The sequence below is a fragment of the Paraburkholderia phenazinium genome (genome assembly GCF_900141745.1).
Taxonomy (GTDB): Bacteria; Pseudomonadota; Gammaproteobacteria; order Burkholderiales; family Burkholderiaceae; genus Paraburkholderia; species Paraburkholderia phenazinium_B.
Genome location: NZ_FSRM01000001.1, coordinates 1,016,008 through 1,033,341 on the forward strand (window position 1 = coordinate 1,016,008; position 17,334 = coordinate 1,033,341).

Consider the following 17,334-nt stretch of genomic DNA (forward strand, 5'->3'; position numbering starts at 1 on the left):
GCGTCCCCAGTTGCGTTTATGGCGTGACGTGCAATGCGTCCGCCGCGCTTTGCGGCCCTGCCGAGCAGGCCCGTTCGAAGAGCAGTTTGAAGCTTCTCACCTCGTCGAACACCCAGTCCCGGAATGCCCGTACCCGCTCCGTCTGCAGACTTTGCGGCGTGCAGATGAAGTAGTACTGCCACGGGCTTGGGCCGTCCACATCGAAAAGCCTGACCAGCCGTCCTGACGCGACCTCGTGCATCGCCAGCGAGCGGCGCGTGAGTGCAACCCCTTGTCCGTCGATCGCCGCCTGCAGCAGGTTCGACGAGTCCTGGTACAACACGCCGCGTTTCGGTTCCGGCCATTCGGTCAGGCCCGCGGCGTCGAACCAGGGGCGCCACAATTCGTCATCGGAGCGCAGCAGCGGGACCTTGGCCAGATCGGCCGGTACTTTCGGCAGATTGCCGCCGTTGAAATTCGGCGCGCAGGCGGGAAAGAAGATTTCTTCGAGCAGCAGCTCGGCGTGCAGGCCCGGGTATTTGCCGAAACCGAAGCGGATCGCCGCATCGACGTCGTCGCGGGCGAAGTCCGTCAGCGAATTGGTGGAGAGCAGCTCGAGATCCCATTGGGGGTGAGCTTCGATGAAACTGCCGATGCGCGGCGTCACCCAGCGCGCCGCGAACGACGTCAGCATCGACACCACCAGACGCCGCTCGCGGTCGCCGGCGCGCAGTTCGCGGGTGGCGTCGGCGAGCGCGGTCAGCGCCGCGCGCACCTGCCCCGCGTAACGGCGGCCGACTTCCGTCAGGCGCACGCGCTTGCCGTCGCGGGCGAACAGCGTCACGCCCAGCTCGGCCTCGAGCGCGCGAATCTGATGGCTGACCGCGCCGTGGGTCACGAACAGTTCGTCCGCGGCACGCGAGAAGCTTTCGTGGCGGGCCGCGGCCTCGAATGCCTTGATGGCGTTCAGCGCTGGGAGTTGTCGTAGGTCCATCGCAATTTTTCTCACATAGAGGTGAAATTTGATCGTTTTGCGTAAACCCTTGCTGCGCCTACGATTGTAGTCACGAAACGGCTTTTTGCGAGGTTGTCATGCGAGAAATTTCCTCTAGTATCACATTTGAAATCAGGTCTGGCGAGACGGTTCCGATGAAGGTTGTGCGCAGCACGCGGCTGGCGGTGAGCGGTTCTGCGGTATGGGTAACACGCAGCGACGACACCGAAGACTATTGGCTCGAACCGGGCCATACGTTGCGCCTGCGGCGCGGAGAACGGCTGTGGCTGAGCGTAGAAGCGGATTCGCAGGCGCGGGTGGCGTTCGACGTTCCGGCGCGCGCCGATGTGCGGGCGGTCGACTGGCTGGTGCGTCTTGCCGACCGGTTCGGTATGCGTTTGCGCGACGGCTGGCGGACCGTTTGAGGGTGAGTGCGGCGAGGGTTCCGGCGGGGATTTCAGTATTTCGGTAAACTACCGGGATCATGTGTGCCACGCCGGTTTCTTCGCCTTCTCTGTCCTCCGAGCTCGTTCCAGCTGACCTGGCTGATCCGGTGGCGCCGGTTTCGGCCGGTCTCGTTCCCTCTACGCAGGCCGAACCGGTCGCAGTGGGTTTGCCCACTCCCGTTCCAACGCTGCGCTGGCGCGGTGTCGAATCCTACGAAATCAGTTTCGAGGCGATGCGAGCTTTCACCGACGCGCGCACTTCAGAAACCGCGGACGAAATCTGGCTGGTCGAACATCCCCCTGTTTTCACCCTGGGCCAGGCCGGCAATCCGGCGCATCTGCTATCCGCAGACAGCGGCATTCCGCTGGTCAAGGTCGACCGCGGCGGACAGATCACGTATCACGGGCCAGGGCAGGTGGTCGCTTACCTGCTGCTCGACTTGCGCCGCCGCAAGCTGATGGTGCGCGAACTGGTGACGCGCATCGAGCAGGCCGTGATCGACACGCTCGCGGCGTATAATCTCGCCGGAGAACGCAAGGCGGGCGCCCCTGGTATCTACGTGGCGCCCGGTCCGGATGCCGGGTCGCATGCGGGCGCCAAGATCGCCGCGCTGGGCCTGAAAATCCGTAACGGTTGCAGTTATCACGGGGTCAGTCTGAACGTGAAGATGGATCTGCAGCCGTTTCTGGCCATCAACCCATGCGGGTACGCGGGGCTCGAAACCGTCGATATGGCGACGCTCGGCGTCGCTGCCGGCTGGGACGACGTAGCCCGGACCTTTGCTGCATGCCTCACCGCAAACATCGACGGCACGCCCGCGGCCGTCGCCCAACCGCAGGCTAGTGTCGTGACCGCCTGACTGGATCGAACCAATGACTGACGTTACCGCGAACCTCGCCGGCACTGCCACTCCTGACGCCGCTACCGCACCGGCTGCTTACGATGCTACGGCGAAGCAGAAGGCGCAGGCGAAGACTGCACGCATTCCGATCAAGATCATCCCGATCGAAAAGCTGAAAAAGCCGGACTGGATTCGCGTGAAAGCGGCCACCGGTAATTCGCGCTTCTACGAGATCAAGCAGATTCTGCGCGAGCACAATCTCCACACGGTCTGTGAGGAAGCGAGCTGCCCGAACATCGGCGAGTGCTTCGGCAAGGGCACCGCCACGTTCATGATCATGGGCGACAAGTGCACGCGCCGTTGCCCGTTCTGCGACGTCGGCCACGGCCGTCCTGATCCTCTGGATACCGAAGAGCCGGGCAATCTCGCCCGCACGATTGCTGCGCTGAAGCTGAAGTATGTGGTGATCACCAGCGTGGACCGCGACGATCTGCGTGACGGCGGTGCGGCTCACTTCGTTGAATGCATCCGTCAGACGCGCGAACTGTCGCCGGAGACGCGCATCGAAATTCTGACGCCGGATTTCCGTGGCCGTCTGGATCGCGCGCTGGGCATTCTCAATGCCGCTCCGCCCGATGTGATGAACCACAACCTCGAAACGGTGCCGCGTCTGTACAAGGAAGCGCGCCCAGGGTCGGACTACGCACACTCACTGAAGCTGCTGAAGGACTTCAAGGCGCTGCATCCGCATGTCGCCACCAAGTCGGGCCTGATGGTCGGTCTTGGCGAGACGGAAGAAGAGATCCTCCAGGTGATGCGCGATCTGCGCGAGCACGACGTCGATATGCTGACGATTGGGCAATACCTGCAACCGTCTGAGCACCACCTGCCGGTTCGCTCGTACGTGCATCCGGACACCTTTAAGATGTACGAGGAAGAAGCGTACAAGATGGGCTTCACGCACGCGGCCGTTGGCGCGATGGTGCGTTCGAGCTATCACGCGGATCTGCAGGCGCACGGAGCTGGGGTGGTCTGAGGTTCTTGCCGGTAGTTTGCTTAGATATAAAGCCCGCACGTGTTGCGGGCTTTTTTACGTCTGCGGCCACTCGAGGATTTGAGGCGCTGAGCTGGGCTTTGCTGCTTGCGCCCGTTAGTGCCAGAAGAAGAGCCGGGCGATCAGCAGGCTGACGGAGTAGATACCGCTTCCAATAAACATGAAGTAGGCGATGTACATCATGGCGCGATGTCGAACATCGTCGTTCTCGAGGAGGTAGTCGATAAGATTAGGCATGTTAAGTTCTCGCTTGACTGGTTGTTATTATAGCTCGATTGGTTTAAATATTTAGCTCAACGCAAAATGGGATATCGAGAAGCTCGTCGCGACGAATGCTGTCGCGAGGAACGACACCCACATAAGCGTTCTGCTGGGAACGTCGCTGCTGGCCGGATCGCTGAAATATTTCCGCGCGTCGGCGGCGCCAAAGACGACGAGTACAGACGATCCAATGATGAACGCTACGTGCCACACGAGGCCAATCCGCACCCACGCATAGCTTCCAGTTGACATCGGTTGGTCGAGAGCACAACCCAGTTCGTAGCATGCGGCGGCACTCATCGCGATGACGGTCCAGAACAGTTGGCCGTGTTGCAATGCGGCCTTCAAAACATCGCCGGCAATCTCGCGATAGGCAAGTGAGAAATTCAGCAGTGGCAGCAGGGCGATGGGCGCAAGAATGGGCACCGCGATATTGGATAAGAGCCAGCTTAAGTGAGCTAAAAATTCGATCATGGTTTGAAGCGCATAGTGAAGAGATCTAACCCATGATCCGGTCCAGGCCATACGGCGGTCAATCGACCGAACGACCAGCTTGCGCTCCACCGCCAACCATGCTGCGTTCCGCGCCAAGCCACTACGCGTGCATCGCAACGGACTTACCCATCCAACCCAACGTAAAAAGCAATGCCCAGGCAGCGTGATTAGCAATCGTGAATTCGTTAGAACCGCCTGTCTCCAAACTCCCTATAGTCGAAAGCCTCCCAAACACCTTATTAAAACGGGGCTTCTCGATGAACCGATTCTTCCGTCCGCTGGCCGCACTCGTCACGCTGCTTGCTGTTTCCGCGCCTTTCGCGAGCGCCGCTCACGCCGATACCAAAGAGGTTGTGATCGCCTATCAGGACATGGTCTTGCCGTGGCGATACGCGCAGGCCACCGGCGAGGTCGAGAAGGAAACGGGCTACAAGGTGGTCTACCGTCAACTGGGCAGCGGCGCGGAAGTGGTCCGTGCGTTGGCCTCGGGTTCGGTGCAACTCGGTGAAGCCGGTTCCAGTCCGATTGCGGCAGGCCTGTCGCAGGGCGTCGATATTTCGCTGTTCTGGATTCTCGACAACATCAACAATGCCGAGGCCCTGGTGGTGCGCGACGGTTCGGGCGTGACGAGCATCGCCGGTCTCAAGGGTAAAAAGATCGGCGTGCCGTTCGTGTCCACCTCGCATTTTCATACGCTGGTCGCGCTGCAAAACGCGGGCGTGAATCCGGCTGACGTGAAGATCGTCAATCTGCGTCCGCAAGAAGTAGCGGCTGCGTGGGACCGCGGCGACATCGACGCAACCTACATCTGGGACCCGGTGCTCGCCAAGGTGAAGAAGAACGGCAAGGTACTGATTACCTCAGGTCAGGTTGCAGAGGAGACGGGTAAGGCGACCTTCGACGGCTTCGTGGTCGACCGCAAGTTTGCCCAGCAAAACCCCGAGTTTGTCGCACGCTTCGTCAAGGTGCTAGCTGAAAGCGATGCAAGCTATCGCGATCACACCTCGGCATGGTCCGCCGCTTCGCCGCAGGTTGCAGCCGTTGCCAAGGAGTCCGGAGCGAATGCCCAGGATGTACCGGCGAGCCTCGCACTGTATGCCTTCCCGTCGGCAGCCCAGCAGGCGTCCAGCACGTGGCTCGGTGGCGGCGCGCAATCCGGGGCGGCGAAATCGCTGGCGGCCACGGCAGTGTTTCTGAAGACCCAGGGGACGATTCAAAATGTGCTGCCCGACTATTCGGCGGGTGTCGATCCGCACTTCGTTCAGCAGGCGGCGCACGAGTAATGCGGTAATGATGGCGCGTCCTCAGGTCGCGCCTGTACCGCATCCTATTGGGAACCCACAGGCATTTTATGAGTAGTCTGGAGATCCGGCGGCTGCACGTCGCCTACGAAGGTGCACGTGGCGCGCTCCCTCACGTCGCGCTGGCCGATGTCGATCTGAGCATCGAGTCCGGTGAGTTCGTCGTGGCGCTTGGCGCGTCCGGCTGCGGCAAGACGACCTTGCTCAATTGCATTGCTGGCTTTATCCAGCCAAGCGGCGGTGAAGTCCGTCTGAGCGGTGAGCTGGTCAATGGCCCGGGCGCCGATCGCGGCGTGGTGTTCCAGAAATACGCGTTATTGCCGTGGCTCGACGTGCTCGACAACGTCGCGCTCGGTCTTCGTTTTCAGCGTGTGCCGAAAGCGCAGCGCGAACGTATCGCGCTGCAGATGCTTGCGCTCGTCGGACTGGAGCAACATGCTCGCTCAAGGGTGTACGCCTTGTCGGGCGGGATGCAGCAACGCGTGGGGATCGCGCGGGCGCTCGCCAGCGATCCGCAGGTACTGCTGATGGACGAGCCGATGGGCGCACTCGATGCCATGACGAGAGAGTCGATGCAGGAACTGGTGCTCGACGTCTGGGGCCGAACCCACAAGACCGTCTTCTTCATCACGCATAGCGTCGAAGAAGCCCTGTTTCTGGCGACGCGCCTCGTCGTGATGACACCCGGACCCGGGCGCATTGCCGAGAGCTACGATCTGCCGTTCGCCCGGCGTTTTCTGGAGACGCGCGACGCACGCGCAGTGAAGTCGTCGCCGGAATTTATCGAGTGGCGTGAGCGGTTGGTGCGGCGCCTGCATCAGCGCGCACCGGAAGAGGTGCTCTCGTGACTGTGTCGAATGATTCACTTAACCAGGTGCCCCTGGCCTCGTCCGGCGTTACCGTGAAAGATTCGCCGCTTGCATCGTCGTCATCCGCGCCGCTCCCGGAGAGGCGCGTGAGACCGGTACGCGCATGGCGCATGCCGGGTGAAGGGCCGACCGCGGCGCTGAGCATCGCTTCGGTGATTGCGCTGACGGCGTTGTGGTGGATCGCGACGCATCTGCACTGGCTGCCGCCGCTGTTCCTGCCGACGCCGGAAGCCGTCTGGAGCGCATTCATCGACGCTTGTCATGGACGCATCCAGGGCGGCCTGCCCTTGTCGCAACACCTTGCGTGGAGCGCGCTGCGTGTGTTTGGCGCTTTTGCGCTGGCTACGGTGACGGCGATTCCGGTCGGCATCCTGATGGGCGTGAGCCGGGTGGCGCGCGGGTTACTTGATCCGCCGCTGGAGTTTTACCGGCCGCTGCCGCCGCTCGCTTACCTGCCGCTCGTGGTGATCTGGTTCGGCATCGACGAGACGGCGAAGATCGTCGTCATTTACCTCGCTTGCTTCGCGCCGATCGCCATGGCTGCGCGTGCCGGCGCGCGCAGCGCCACCGTCGAGCAGATTCATGCGGCTTACTCGCTCGGCGGTTCGTTCGCGCAGATCGTGCGCCATGTGGTCTTGCCCGCAGCATTGCCGGAGATTCTGACCGGACTGCGGATTGCAATCGGCTTTGGCTGGACCACGCTTGTCGCCGCCGAGATGGTGGCCGCGACCGCGGGCCTCGGTCAGATGGTGCTCAACGCGTCGAGCTTTTTGCGCACTGACGTCGTGGTAATGGGCATCGTGCTGATTGGTCTGATCGCGTGGATTTTCGATCTGGGCATGCGAGCGCTGGAACGGCGTCTGGTGCCCTGGAAGGGGCGGGTGTAATGCGTCTTGTGGCTCTTAGACAAACAACTCAATCACCGGCCAGTTCCGTTCCAGCGCAATCGCGCGCAGCCGCTCGTCCGGATTGGTCGCCACCGGGTCGGTGACGCGCTCGAGCAGCGGCACGTCGTTGATTGAATCGCTGTAGAAGTAGCTTTTCGGAAAGTCCTGCAACGCGTACCCGAGCGATGCCAGCCAGCTTTCCGTGCGCACGATCTTGCCTTCGCGGAACGTCGGCACGCCGACGGCCGCGCCGGTATAGCGGCCGCGCGGATCGCCACCCTCGGTGCAGAGTTCGATGCCGAGCAGATGCTCAAACCCGAGTGCCTTGCCGATCGGCGCCGTCACGAACACATTCGTCGCGGTGACGATGCAGCACAGGTCGCCGGCATCGAGGTGCCGCTGGATCAGTTCGCGGGCGGCCGGCCGGATCGCCGGCACAATCACTTCGCTCATGAACAACGCATGCCATGCATCGAGTTGTGCGCGTGAATGACGTGTCAGCGGGGCGAGCGTGTAGTTCAGGAAATCGCTCATATCGAGTGTGCCCGCCACGTATTGGCGGTAGTACGCGTCGATCTCCTGCGCGTGCCGCTCGGCGCCTTCCACACCCAGCTTCGCCATGAAGTGGGCCCAGGCCTGATCGCTGTCGAGCGGCAGCAGCGTATGGTCCAGATCGAACAGCGCGAGGTTACGACTCATCCCAGGATTCCTTGCATCCAACGCTTCGACACCAACCCCATTGCTGGATCGGCACGCTTTTCCCATCCTCGCAGATCGTATATTTAAGTGCACAAAATTACAATAAACCAAATTTGTGCAACACTATCGTCATATTTCTCCGGATGTCGCCAGGTGGCCGCATGCGGGTCGGGTTACGGTTAGAGCATTGAGAAGCGTCGTGCCTTATGTTGATTCTCCTGAACCTTCTCTCCGGTGTGGCTTTGCTCGTATGGGGGTCGCACATCGTCCGCACGGGCATCCTGCGCGTGCTCGGCGCGGATCTGCGCAGCGCCCTCGGGCGTAGCACCGGCAGCCGCCTGCGCGCGTTCGGGTCCGGCATCGCGGTGACCAGCCTCGTGCAAAGCAGCAATGCCACTGCGGTGATTGTGACGTCGTTCGCAGCCCAGGGTTTGCTACCGCTTGCCAGTGGTCTTGCCATCATGTTGGGCGCGGATGTCGGCACGGCCTTGATGGCGCGGGTGCTCACGCTCGATCTGTCGTGGCTGTCGCCAATCCTCTTGCTGCTCGGCGTACCGTTGTTCCTGACGCGCAAGCAGACGCGTGTGGGCCAGGCGGGCCGTACGGCGATCGGCCTTGGGCTCATCCTGCTGGCGCTGCATCTGATCGTCGAAGCCGCGCAGCCGATGATGCAAGGCGCCGGCGTACGCGTGATGTTCGGTGCCTTGACCGGCGACACGATGCTCGATGCCCTGGTTGGCGCCGCCTTCGCGGTGATTTCCTACTCGAGTCTCGCGGCCGTGCTGTTGACGGCGACGCTGGCATCGTCCGGAGTGATTTCGCTGAAAGTGGCGTTGTGCCTCGTGATTGGTGCCAATCTGGGCAGCGGCCTGCTGGCGTTGAGCGGCACGTTGGCGCAAAACGCCGCGGCACGGCGCCTCGCACTCGGCAGTCTGGTGTTCAAGCTCGCGGGTGCGTTGCTCATCCTGCCATTCGCTTCCCTGTTGGCGCGTGGCTTGCCGGTGCTCATCGGCAATCCGCGTGAGGCGGTGGTCGGGTTCCATTTGATCTACAACGCGCTGCGTTGCTGCGCGTGCCTCGCGCTGATCGACCCGGTTGCACGCGTCTGCAGCCGGCTGCTGCCGGACCGGCCGCAGCAGGACGGCGCACTGCGGGCGCTACATCTCGACGTGGCCGCACTTTCCACGCCGTCTCTGGCACTGGCCAATTCGGCGCGCGAAGTGCTGCGCATCGGCGACATCGTCCGGACCATGCTCGACAACGTCGCCGGGCTGCTTCATCACAATGATCTTGCCAAGGCACGCGAGACGATTCGTATGGACGACGACATCGACCAGCTTTATGCCGCGGTCAAAAGCTACCTCGCCAGAATTTCCCGCGAGCAGCTCGACGAGGCGGACAGTCGGCGCTGGACCGACATCATCGCGCTCACCATCAATCTTGAGCACGCGGGCGACATCATCGAGCGTATCGTCAACAATATCGAAGAGAAAAAGATCGCCCACCGGCTTGCGTTTTCGGAGCAGGGTCTCGGCGAACTGGAGGATCTGCACGCTCGCCTCGTCAGCAATCTGCAACTCGGGTTATCGGTGTTTCTCAACAATGACCTGCGTTGCGCGGAGAGCTTGCTGGCTGAGAAGGAGCGCTTCCGGGATCTCGAGCGGGTCTACTCCTATGCCCACCTCGACCGCCTGGCCGGGCAAACCTTGCGCAGCGTCGAGACGAGCGCGCTGCATCTCGACATGATCAGCGACATGAAGCGGCTAAATTCGCTGTTCTGCTCGACGGCCTATCCGGTGCTCGACGCAGCCGGCGCGCTACACGATACGCGCTTGCGCAAACGCGTCCTGGATACCCTGCACGCGCCGGAATAGCCGCTATCGCCTCTACGCGAGAATGACCCGCGCCACCTTCTTCTTCAGCGGCGCGAATTCGGTGGACTCGGCCGCCTTCTTGTTGGTGATCAGCACGTCGACGTCCTCGGCCGGGCAGTACGAGATGCGACTGCGCTGACCGATCTTGCTGTAATCGGCGAGGATCACTACGCGTTGCGCGTTGGCGACCATCGCCCGTGCCACCTCGGTTTCTTCGTGATCGTAATTGGTGGCGCCATGCCGATGATCGATGCCGACTGGCGACAGCAATGCCACGTCGGCCCGGTAGCGATGAATGTCCAGGATTGTCGTGCTGCCGCCCGTCGCCATGGCCCGGTCGCTGATCGATCCGCCGAGCAGTATGACCTCATTGCGGGCTTCGGCTTGCTGCTCGGCGGCGCCACGCATTTTCAGCGCGACGTCAATCGAATTGGTCACTACCGTCAGATTGGCGAGCTTCGCCAGCTCTTCCGCCAGCGCCGAGGTCGTCGTGCCGGCGTCGATAAACAAGGTCTGGCCGCTGGAGATGACCCCCATCGCAGCCTTGGCGATCGCCGTCTTCGATTTGACCCGGGTGTGGGCGCGTTCGGCGATAGGTGCTTCGTCAGCGGGCTTGATTGCACCGCCATGCACCCTCCGCAATTCGCCGAGTGCTTCCAGATCGAGCAGATCGCGCCGCACGGTTTCGCGCGAGACACCGAGATCCGCCATGATCCGTTCGGTCGACACCCGTTGCAGTGTCGAGAGCAGCGCGCGAATTCTCTGATGACGGTCTTCCTGCCACATGCATTTCCCTCTGCGATCAAGTCGTCTGGACGGTTTTTCTACGTAACATCACTGACATGATTGTGTGTCGCCCCGATGTCATTGGCCCCACTTTAACCGTTTTGCGTTGTATTTTTTTGGTCCCTTGCAAATTTGTGTATTTAAATTTAGCCTTCGCAGATTGGACGACTGTCATCGAATCCGAACACGGAATGTTCGAAAAGGAATTGAAGTGTCCCGTTTTCGAACATCGGTTGTCGCTTTTGCAGGCAACCGACTGTATGCTGCCTCCATCCTAAGCCAGGTGGCCCATTTCGCCGTCCGTTTCGATGCCGTGCCGCAGCACGACAGCTTGCTGACGAATAATACCGTTCGGTTCGTCATCCTGACGACCAGACGATGTGCCTGGTGAAGCGTGCGGTACATAAGAGACCATTTCGAAGGTGCGTAGACGTGGGAACTGGAATTGATCGTACTGTTGCCGACTGGCCGTATCCGCGGCTCGTCGCGCACCGCTGCGGCGGAACGCTCGCACCGGAAAATACGCTGGCGGGCTTCGACGCCTGCAAGCGTTATGGGTATCGCATGGTCGAATTCGACGCCAAGCTATCGGCGGACGACCAGCTCTTCCTGCTCCACGACGACACGCTCGAGCGCACGACCAACGGCCACGGCCCTGCCGCTGAGCAGACGTGGGAACAGTTGGCGAAGCTCGATGCCGGCTCATGGCGCGACGCCGCGTTCGCCGGCGAACGCCTGCCGACACTCGCCGAGGTTGCCGCACGCTGCAAGCAGGACGGCATCTCCGCCAACATCGAAATCAAACCGTGTCCCGGCCGAGATACCATCACCGGTCAGCTCGTCGCAGCCGCTGCGCTGGAGCTCTGGCAGGGCCATACGCAGCCGCTGCTGTCATCCTTCTCATACGAAGCGCTCGCCGCCGCGCGAGATGCCGCGCCGTCGCTGCCGCGCGGGATGTTGTTCGAAGCGGTGCCGGACGACTGGCTGCGCATTGTGCGCGAACTCGATTGCGTGTCGCTGCACGCCAGCCACAAATATCTGACTGCTGAACAGGTCGCCGAGATTCGCGCCGCAGGTTTGCGCGTGCTCGTCTACACCGTCAACGACCCGGAGCGCGCGGAGCTGCTGGCGCAATGGGGTGTCGACATGTTTTGCACCGATCGACTCGATCTGCTCGCGCACGACATGCTGTCCACGCCGAATAGCCCGGCCTAACCCGGCTCGCGGCGTAACCGGCAGACATGGCAGGCAGGCGCCCGGAATCGGGCGCCGAAGACAACTATCAGATGCAGTTTTCCTAACGTACTAATTTTCGGCAAAGGATGGGGAATACTATGAACCGCACGTGGCTAAGCCGTGTTCTCTCGATGTCAACGGTTGCGGGCGTCGCCGCAGCGGGTGCAGGCAGCGCGTTAGCCGCGCCGCCCGATGCGCTGGTTGCCGCCGCCAAACAGGAAGGTCAACTGACCGTAATCGCGTTGCCGCACGACTGGTGCGGCTACGGCCCGATGATCGCCGCCTTCGAAAAGAAATACGGCATCAAGGTGAACGAACTGAATCCGGACGCGGGCTCGGGCGATGAAGTCGAAGCCATCAAGGCCAATAAGGGCAACAAGGGTCCGCAAGCACCCGACACGATCGACGTGGGCCTGTCCTTTGGCCCCACCGCGAAGACCGAAGGCCTGCTGCAACCGTACAAGGTGTCGACGTGGAAGGAGATTCCGGATTCAGCCAAGGATGCTGACGGTTACTGGTACGGCGACTACTACGGCGTGCTGTCGTTCGAAGTGAACGCCGACATGATCGACAAGGCGCCGGCCGACTGGAGCGATCTGCTCAAGTCCGACTACAAGAACGCCGTGTCGCTCGCAGGCGATCCGCGCTCGGCCAACCAGGCTATCCAGGCGGTCTACGCTGCCGGTCTGTCTTCGGGCAAGGGCGATGCCACCAAGGCCGCGGACGCTGGTTTGAAGTACTTCGCGGACCTGAACAAGAGCGGCAATTTCGTACCGGTGATCGGCAAGGCGGCTTCGCTGGCGCAAGGTACGACGCCGATCGTCGTGCGCTGGGACTACAACGCGCTGGCCGACCGCGACACGCTCAAGGGCAACCCGAAGGTGCAGGTCATCGTGCCGAAGACGGGCGTCGTAGCGGGCGTCTATGTGCAGGCGATCAGCGCGTACGCCCCGCATCCGAACGCAGCGAAGCTGTGGATGGAATACCTGTACTCGGACGAAGGCCAGATCGGCTGGCTGGCGGGCTATTGCCACCCGATGCGCTACACCCAACTGGTGGCCGCGAAGAAGGTACCGCAGGCGCTGCTCGACAAATTGCCGCCGGCATCGGCGTACAAGAATGCCGTGTTTCCGACGCTGTCGCAGCAGGATGCGTACAAGGACACGATCACCAAGCATTGGGATGAAGTGGTCGGCGCGAACGTCAAGTAAGCTCCGTAACGCCTGAGAGGGTCGCCTTGCGCGGCCCTCGCTTTAGCCTGATTGCTCCAGGGGTGACCTATGACCGCTTCATCGGATATCGGGTCGGCGCAGCCGGAACACCTGGTTCCCCCGGCGCCTCCATCCCACGTGAAGGGACCGGCAGAATCGTCCCAGTTCCTGACCTGGCTGGGCGTCGCGCCGTTCTTCATCTTTGCGTTGCTGTTTCTGATCCTGCCCACCGGCTTTCTGATGGTGGGCGCGTTTCAGGATCCGCAGGGGCACTTCACCCTCGCAAACTTCCGCGACCTGTTCCAGCCGGGCGTGCTCGAAGCCTACTGGATCAGCTTCAAGGTGAGCGCCGCGTCGGCGATCGGTGGTGCCGTGATCGGCTCGCTGCTGGCGTGGGCAGCGGTGCAAGGACGCTTGCCAGGCTGGATTCGTCCGACGCTGATGACATTCTCCGGCGTCGCCTCGAATTTTGCCGGCGTGCCGCTTGCGTTCGCATTCATCTGCACATTGGGCCGGGTCGGGCTCGTCACGGTGCTGTTGAAGAAGTATGTCGGCATCAATCTGTACTCGACGGGTTTCAGCATCCTGAGTTTCACCGGCCTGACGGTGACCTATCTGTACTTCCAGATTCCGTTGATGGTGCTGATCGTCACGCCAGCGCTCGACGGCCTGAAGCGCGAATGGCGCGAAGCCTGCGACTGCCTCGGTGGCACCTCGTTCCACTACTGGCGCTATGTCGCACTGCCGGTACTGTGGCCGAGCGTGCTTGGCGCGACGCTGCTGCTGTTTGCGAATTCGTTCGGCGCGGTGGCGACGGCTTATGCGTTGACCGGTAGCTCGCTGAACATCGTGACCATCCTGCTGTACGCACAGATTCGCGGCGACGTACTGCACAACCAGAACCTCGGCTATGCACTCGCGCTGGGGATGATCCTCGTGACGGGGCTGTCTAACGGCGGCTACATCTGGCTGCGTTCGCGAGCCGAAAGGGGCCGCAGATGAAAAGTCAATCGCGTGTAGGTGCATGGACCGCGATGATCGTGGGCGCGCTGTATTTCCTGATCCCGCTCGCTGCCACCGTCGAATTCAGCCTGCGCATGCGGCGCGGCGTCTATAGCCTCGACGCTTACAGAGTGGTGCTATCCGACCCGCGTTTTCAGGCCTCGTTTGGTTATTCGATGCTGATGGCAGTCCTGACGATCGTGATTGGCGTGCTGCTGGTGGTGCCGACGGCCTATTGGGTGCGCCTGCGCTTACCGAAGCTGCGGCCCGTGGTGGAGTTCATCACGCTGCTGCCGCTGGTGATTCCCGCCATCGTGATCGTGTTCGGCTATCTGCGTATCTATAACAGCAGCTCGATCCTGCCGCTGACCGGCAACGAGCGTGCCACCGATCTGCTGCTGGTGTTCGGCTACGTAACGCTGGCGTTGCCGTACATGTACCGCTCCGTCGACGCAGGTCTCGCCGCGGTCGACGTGCGTTCCTTGACCGAAGCCGCCGAATGTCTCGGCGCCAGTTGGTCGACCATTCTGTTCAAGGTGATCTTTCCGAATATCCGCTCGGGGATTCTGTCCGGGGCGTTCCTTACCTTTGCGGTGGTGATCGGCGAGTTCACGCTGGCTAGCCTGCTCGACCGGCCGGCGTTCGGTCCTTACCTGCAACTGATCGGCGCGAACCGCGCCTATGAGCCGTCAGCACTCGCGATCATCGCGTTCGTCATCACCTGGGCGTCGATGGGGTTGATCCAGGTATTTGGCTCGGCGCGCGGCTCGGCCCGCGCGCTGGCCGGACACAAACCCTGAAGAATTGAGGCGTCGAATCATGGCATTCCTTGAAATCGAAAATCTGCACAAGTCGTTCGGGGCGAACACCGCGCTGCATCACTTCGACATGAAGATCGAGCGAGGCGAGTTCATCACCTTTCTCGGGCCGTCGGGCTGCGGCAAGACGACGGTGCTGCGCATGATCGCAGGCTTCGAAAGCCCGACGCGCGGCGTGATCCGTCTCGATGGCCGGGACGTCACGCATCTGCGTACACGTCAGCGTAAGGTCGGCATGGTGTTCCAGTCGTATGCGCTGTTTCCGAACATGACGGTTGCCGACAACATCGGCTTTAGCCTGCGTGTGGAGCGTCGTCCGCAGGACGAGATTCGCAAGCGCGTCGGTGAGATGCTGGAGCTGATTAAACTGCCAAATATCGCGGAGCGCTACCCGTGGCAGCTTTCGGGCGGCCAGCAGCAGCGTGTGGCACTCGCCCGGGCGCTGGCGGGCAAGCCGCAGGTTCTGCTGCTCGATGAACCGCTATCGGCGCTCGACGCGAAAATCCGCATCTCGCTGCGCCAGGACATTCGCGCGCTGCAACGCGAGCTTGGCATCACATCGATTTTCGTGACCCACGATCAGGAGGAGGCGCTCTCCATCTCCGATCGCATCGTGGTGATGAACGAGGGGCGTGTCGAGCAGGTCGGCACCTCTTCGGAGATCTACAACTATCCGCGTACGCGATTCGTGGCGTCGTTCGTTGGCACGCTCAATATTCTGTCCGGACATGTGGTGGATCCGGCGAACGGCAAGATGGCCGTCGACGGGCAGGAACTGGTGACCACGCAAAGGCTTGCACCGGACGACGTCGGCAAGAAGCGCCTGCTGGCGCTGCGCCCGGAGGCGATCGTGCTGGAAGCGCCGGCGGCCGGACGCAATACCCTGGCGGCGACGGTCGAGGAAGTGAATTTCCTTGGCGCGGTGGTGCGGATCAGGACGCGGGTGAAGGAGGCGGTGATTTCTCTCGACGTCTTCAACGATCCGAATCGCCGTTTGCCGGAACGCGGTCAGCCGGTTGCATTGGGTTTTTCGCACGAGAACCTGCTGGTACTGGAGGAGGGGGCGGCGTAGGGGGCTGGCTGTGTGCTTTGAGCAGAAGCTGTGCCCCTCGTATGGCCAGACTTCGGCTTTTCCGAACAAATCCTCCCGGATTAACAGGTTTATCCGATTCAACGTCTGACGCAGACTAGGGCTCATCACCACTGCGGACCTCGTCCGCGAAAGGAGCCCAGTCATGCGAAGCTATCCCCGCAACAGTCCTCAGGCAGCCGCGCGCATTGTCGCGCTGGTGTTAACCTCCGACGGGCACGTTTGCAGTTCCGAGGAGCGCGCACTCGACAAGCTCGACATCGCCGGGCAGCTCGGCCTCGCGCCGACCGAATTCGCGCAGATCGTGCAGACGCTGTACGAGGATCACTCAATCGCCCACGCGCCCCTCATGCCGGCGGTCGGCCAGATCGACACGAACCTGCTTGGCTCGCTGATCGGCGAGATCGACGACCCGGCATTGCGCAGCAGGGTGATCCGGCTGTGCGTTGCCGTCGCGACCGCCGACGACCATCTTGCCGATGGCGAAATCGCCGTGCTGGCGGCCATTCTTGGCGCGTGGGGAACCACTCCGGCAGCTGTCACGGTTCGCCGCGATGCCACGCCGGCCGTCTTGCGTGGTCACGGACGCACGGCGTCGATCACCTGAGAAGCGAGCGCATGATGCTGGCCGCGCCGCGAGCGGATGGCGTGGATCTCTTCGATCACGCCGTCCGCACGCCCGAGCTGGCGCAGTCCGCGCAGCAAGGACACATCGCCGGCACCTAGTTCTGCGAGAGGAAACACGCCGAGCCCGCGCGCGGCGAACACCGCCATTAACGCGCTGTCTTCGAATTCGCCGGCGATCCGCGGCCGGATTCCCGCCGCCTCGAACCAGCGGTCCAGTCGTGCGCGTAGCGCGCCATGGCCGGTGGGCAAAAGCACGGGCAGATCGGCAAGGCATTGCGGGAAGCTGGCGCGAGATGCCTTCTGGACGATTGTCGTGGGCCCATACCAGTCGACGGGCGAGCCGACGAGGCGCTGACTCACCAGACGCAGGTCTGTGTTGTGCAGCGCCGGCTGGCATGCCAGCACCAGATCGAGCCGATGCAACGCGAGTTCCGACAGCAGTTGCGCATGTTCACCCTCGTGGCACAGAAGCCTGAGCGATGGCGTGTCGAGCACGGGCGCGAGTAGCGCATGCGCGGCGAGCTTTGAAATTCCATCGGACAGACCCACGGCGAGCCGTGCAACGCGCTCGCCACCCGCTTCGCGCATTTCGTCGAGCAGCGTCTCGCCGATCTGAAAGATCTGCTCCGCGCGATTGAAGGCCGCCTCACCGGCCTCCGTCATGACGACGCCGCGCCCCGCGGGTTTCAGTAACTGGCGCCCGACCGATTTTTCCAGCTCGCGCACCTGGGCGCTGATGGTCTGCACGGCCATGTCGAGGCGCTCGGCCGCACGCGCGAAGCCACCTTCCTTTACGACGATCCAGAAATAGTAAAGATGGCGGTAGTTCAGCATGGGCGGCGTAAGTTCGATAAAAACGATCC

The 17,334-nt window shown here is 62.1% G+C and carries 19 protein-coding genes; 13 read left to right on the top strand and 6 right to left on the bottom strand.

Annotation, left to right across the window (positions count from 1 at the left end; all coding sequences use genetic code 11):
* Nucleotides 1-16 precede the first annotated feature (16 nt).
* Complete coding sequence (locus BUS06_RS04770; RefSeq protein WP_074263220.1) at nucleotides 17-973, bottom strand: transcriptional regulator GcvA; 957 nt, start codon at nucleotides 971-973, stop codon at nucleotides 17-19.
* A 98-nt stretch (nucleotides 974-1,071) separates the two neighbouring features.
* On the opposite strand from BUS06_RS04770, the gene BUS06_RS04775 reads away from it, so the two are divergent.
* Genes BUS06_RS04775 through lipA form a run of 3 tightly spaced genes read left to right on the top strand, consistent with a single transcriptional unit; the run spans nucleotide 1,072 to nucleotide 3,297 of the window.
* Nucleotides 1,072-1,398 carry a DUF2917 domain-containing protein gene (locus tag BUS06_RS04775; RefSeq protein WP_074263221.1) on the top strand — a complete coding sequence of 109 codons (327 nt, stop codon included), beginning with the start codon at nucleotides 1,072-1,074 and terminating at the stop codon, nucleotides 1,396-1,398.
* Between the two features lie 59 nt (nucleotides 1,399-1,457).
* On the top strand, nucleotides 1,458-2,279 hold the full coding sequence (gene lipB, locus BUS06_RS04780) for a lipoyl(octanoyl) transferase LipB (RefSeq protein WP_074263222.1): 822 nt from the start codon (nucleotides 1,458-1,460) through the stop codon (nucleotides 2,277-2,279).
* A gap of 13 nt (nucleotides 2,280-2,292) precedes the next feature.
* Nucleotides 2,293-3,297: a lipoyl synthase gene (lipA, locus tag BUS06_RS04785; RefSeq protein ID WP_074263223.1), complete on the top strand. Its 1,005-nt coding sequence runs from the start codon at nucleotides 2,293-2,295 to the stop codon at nucleotides 3,295-3,297.
* Between the two features lie 114 nt (nucleotides 3,298-3,411).
* Here the strand turns inward: lipA and BUS06_RS37755 are convergent, their stop codons facing one another.
* Nucleotides 3,412-3,552, bottom strand: a complete 141-nt coding sequence (locus tag BUS06_RS37755) for a hypothetical protein (RefSeq protein ID WP_167379370.1) — start codon at nucleotides 3,550-3,552, stop codon at nucleotides 3,412-3,414.
* 51 nt (nucleotides 3,553-3,603) lie between these two features.
* The gene (locus BUS06_RS04790; RefSeq protein WP_074263224.1) at nucleotides 3,604-4,050 is read right to left on the bottom strand and encodes a hypothetical protein; all 447 of its coding nucleotides are present in this window, start codon (nucleotides 4,048-4,050) and stop codon (nucleotides 3,604-3,606) included.
* 278 nt (nucleotides 4,051-4,328) lie between these two features.
* Here BUS06_RS04790 and tauA point away from each other — a divergent pair, with 278 nt between their 5' ends.
* The 3 genes from tauA (at nucleotide 4,329) to BUS06_RS04805 (ending at nucleotide 7,128) form a co-directional block, all read left to right on the top strand.
* On the top strand, nucleotides 4,329-5,354 hold the full coding sequence (tauA, locus tag BUS06_RS04795; protein WP_074263225.1) for a taurine ABC transporter substrate-binding protein: 1,026 nt from the start codon (nucleotides 4,329-4,331) through the stop codon (nucleotides 5,352-5,354).
* Between the two features lie 68 nt (nucleotides 5,355-5,422).
* Nucleotides 5,423-6,220 (top strand): taurine ABC transporter ATP-binding protein, encoded by a 798-nt coding sequence (locus BUS06_RS04800; protein WP_074263226.1) that lies wholly within the window; start codon nucleotides 5,423-5,425, stop codon nucleotides 6,218-6,220.
* Nucleotides 6,217-7,128, top strand: a complete 912-nt coding sequence (locus BUS06_RS04805) for an ABC transporter permease subunit (RefSeq protein ID WP_074263227.1) — start codon at nucleotides 6,217-6,219, stop codon at nucleotides 7,126-7,128. Before BUS06_RS04800 ends, BUS06_RS04805 begins: the two co-directional genes overlap by 4 nt.
* Nucleotides 7,129-7,143: 15 nt before the next feature.
* On the opposite strand, the gene BUS06_RS04810 is transcribed toward BUS06_RS04805, so the two are convergent.
* Complete coding sequence (locus tag BUS06_RS04810) at nucleotides 7,144-7,827, bottom strand: HAD family hydrolase (protein WP_074263228.1); 684 nt, start codon at nucleotides 7,825-7,827, stop codon at nucleotides 7,144-7,146.
* Nucleotides 7,828-8,033: 206 nt separating this feature from the next.
* On the opposite strand from BUS06_RS04810, the gene BUS06_RS04815 reads away from it, so the two are divergent.
* Nucleotides 8,034-9,701 (top strand): Na/Pi cotransporter family protein, encoded by a 1,668-nt coding sequence (locus BUS06_RS04815; protein WP_074263229.1) that lies wholly within the window; start codon nucleotides 8,034-8,036, stop codon nucleotides 9,699-9,701.
* A 12-nt stretch (nucleotides 9,702-9,713) separates the two neighbouring features.
* On the opposite strand, the gene BUS06_RS04820 is transcribed toward BUS06_RS04815, so the two are convergent.
* The gene (locus BUS06_RS04820) at nucleotides 9,714-10,487 is read right to left on the bottom strand and encodes a DeoR/GlpR family DNA-binding transcription regulator (RefSeq protein WP_074263230.1); all 774 of its coding nucleotides are present in this window, start codon (nucleotides 10,485-10,487) and stop codon (nucleotides 9,714-9,716) included.
* A 432-nt stretch (nucleotides 10,488-10,919) separates the two neighbouring features.
* Between BUS06_RS04820 and ugpQ the strand changes: the two genes are divergently transcribed.
* The 6 genes from ugpQ (at nucleotide 10,920) to BUS06_RS04850 (ending at nucleotide 16,451) form a co-directional block, all read left to right on the top strand.
* Nucleotides 10,920-11,702, top strand: coding sequence for a glycerophosphodiester phosphodiesterase (gene ugpQ / locus BUS06_RS04825; protein WP_074263231.1), 783 nt, complete (start codon nucleotides 10,920-10,922; stop codon nucleotides 11,700-11,702).
* 119 nt (nucleotides 11,703-11,821) lie between these two features.
* Nucleotides 11,822-12,934 carry an ABC transporter substrate-binding protein gene (locus BUS06_RS04830; RefSeq protein ID WP_074263232.1) on the top strand — a complete coding sequence of 371 codons (1,113 nt, stop codon included), beginning with the start codon at nucleotides 11,822-11,824 and terminating at the stop codon, nucleotides 12,932-12,934.
* A 69-nt stretch (nucleotides 12,935-13,003) separates the two neighbouring features.
* Nucleotides 13,004-13,936 (top strand): ABC transporter permease, encoded by a 933-nt coding sequence (locus BUS06_RS04835; protein ID WP_074263233.1) that lies wholly within the window; start codon nucleotides 13,004-13,006, stop codon nucleotides 13,934-13,936.
* A complete protein-coding gene (locus tag BUS06_RS04840; protein WP_074263234.1) occupies nucleotides 13,933-14,736 on the top strand; it encodes an ABC transporter permease in 804 nt (267 codons plus the stop codon). The genes BUS06_RS04835 and BUS06_RS04840 overlap by 4 nt, the downstream gene beginning before the upstream one ends.
* A gap of 19 nt (nucleotides 14,737-14,755) precedes the next feature.
* The gene (locus BUS06_RS04845; RefSeq protein ID WP_074263235.1) at nucleotides 14,756-15,826 is read left to right on the top strand and encodes an ABC transporter ATP-binding protein; all 1,071 of its coding nucleotides are present in this window, start codon (nucleotides 14,756-14,758) and stop codon (nucleotides 15,824-15,826) included.
* 163 nt (nucleotides 15,827-15,989) lie between these two features.
* Entirely contained in the window at nucleotides 15,990-16,451 is a 462-nt protein-coding gene (locus BUS06_RS04850) for a TerB family tellurite resistance protein (protein ID WP_074263236.1), read from the top strand.
* Here the strand turns inward: BUS06_RS04850 and BUS06_RS04855 are convergent.
* Nucleotides 16,424-17,305 (bottom strand): LysR family transcriptional regulator, encoded by an 882-nt coding sequence (locus tag BUS06_RS04855; RefSeq protein WP_074263237.1) that lies wholly within the window; start codon nucleotides 17,303-17,305, stop codon nucleotides 16,424-16,426. The two genes, BUS06_RS04850 and BUS06_RS04855, sit on opposite strands and share 28 nt — an antisense overlap.
* Nucleotides 17,306-17,334: the final 29 nt, after the last annotated feature.

Excerpts from the sequence above, each read along its gene's own strand:
- BUS06_RS04770 (WP_074263220.1), bottom strand. The coding sequence starts at position 973 with ATGGACCTACGACAACTCCCAGCGCTGAACGCCATCAAGGCATTCGAG.
- BUS06_RS04775 (WP_074263221.1), top strand. The coding sequence starts at position 1,072 with ATGCGAGAAATTTCCTCTAGTATCACATTTGAAATCAGGTCTGGCGAG.
- lipB (WP_074263222.1), top strand. The coding sequence starts at position 1,458 with ATGTGTGCCACGCCGGTTTCTTCGCCTTCTCTGTCCTCCGAGCTCGTT.
- lipA (WP_074263223.1), top strand. The coding sequence starts at position 2,293 with ATGACTGACGTTACCGCGAACCTCGCCGGCACTGCCACTCCTGACGCC.
- BUS06_RS37755 (WP_167379370.1), bottom strand. The coding sequence starts at position 3,552 with ATGCCTAATCTTATCGACTACCTCCTCGAGAACGACGATGTTCGACAT.
- BUS06_RS04790 (WP_074263224.1), bottom strand. The coding sequence starts at position 4,050 with ATGATCGAATTTTTAGCTCACTTAAGCTGGCTCTTATCCAATATCGCG.
- tauA (WP_074263225.1), top strand. The coding sequence starts at position 4,329 with ATGAACCGATTCTTCCGTCCGCTGGCCGCACTCGTCACGCTGCTTGCT.
- BUS06_RS04800 (WP_074263226.1), top strand. The coding sequence starts at position 5,423 with ATGAGTAGTCTGGAGATCCGGCGGCTGCACGTCGCCTACGAAGGTGCA.
- BUS06_RS04810 (WP_074263228.1), bottom strand. The coding sequence starts at position 7,827 with ATGAGTCGTAACCTCGCGCTGTTCGATCTGGACCATACGCTGCTGCCG.
- BUS06_RS04815 (WP_074263229.1), top strand. The coding sequence starts at position 8,034 with ATGTTGATTCTCCTGAACCTTCTCTCCGGTGTGGCTTTGCTCGTATGG.
- BUS06_RS04820 (WP_074263230.1), bottom strand. The coding sequence starts at position 10,487 with ATGTGGCAGGAAGACCGTCATCAGAGAATTCGCGCGCTGCTCTCGACA.
- BUS06_RS04830 (WP_074263232.1), top strand. The coding sequence starts at position 11,822 with ATGAACCGCACGTGGCTAAGCCGTGTTCTCTCGATGTCAACGGTTGCG.
- BUS06_RS04835 (WP_074263233.1), top strand. The coding sequence starts at position 13,004 with ATGACCGCTTCATCGGATATCGGGTCGGCGCAGCCGGAACACCTGGTT.
- BUS06_RS04840 (WP_074263234.1), top strand. The coding sequence starts at position 13,933 with ATGAAAAGTCAATCGCGTGTAGGTGCATGGACCGCGATGATCGTGGGC.
- BUS06_RS04845 (WP_074263235.1), top strand. The coding sequence starts at position 14,756 with ATGGCATTCCTTGAAATCGAAAATCTGCACAAGTCGTTCGGGGCGAAC.
- BUS06_RS04850 (WP_074263236.1), top strand. The coding sequence starts at position 15,990 with ATGCGAAGCTATCCCCGCAACAGTCCTCAGGCAGCCGCGCGCATTGTC.
- BUS06_RS04855 (WP_074263237.1), bottom strand. The coding sequence starts at position 17,305 with ATGCTGAACTACCGCCATCTTTACTATTTCTGGATCGTCGTAAAGGAA.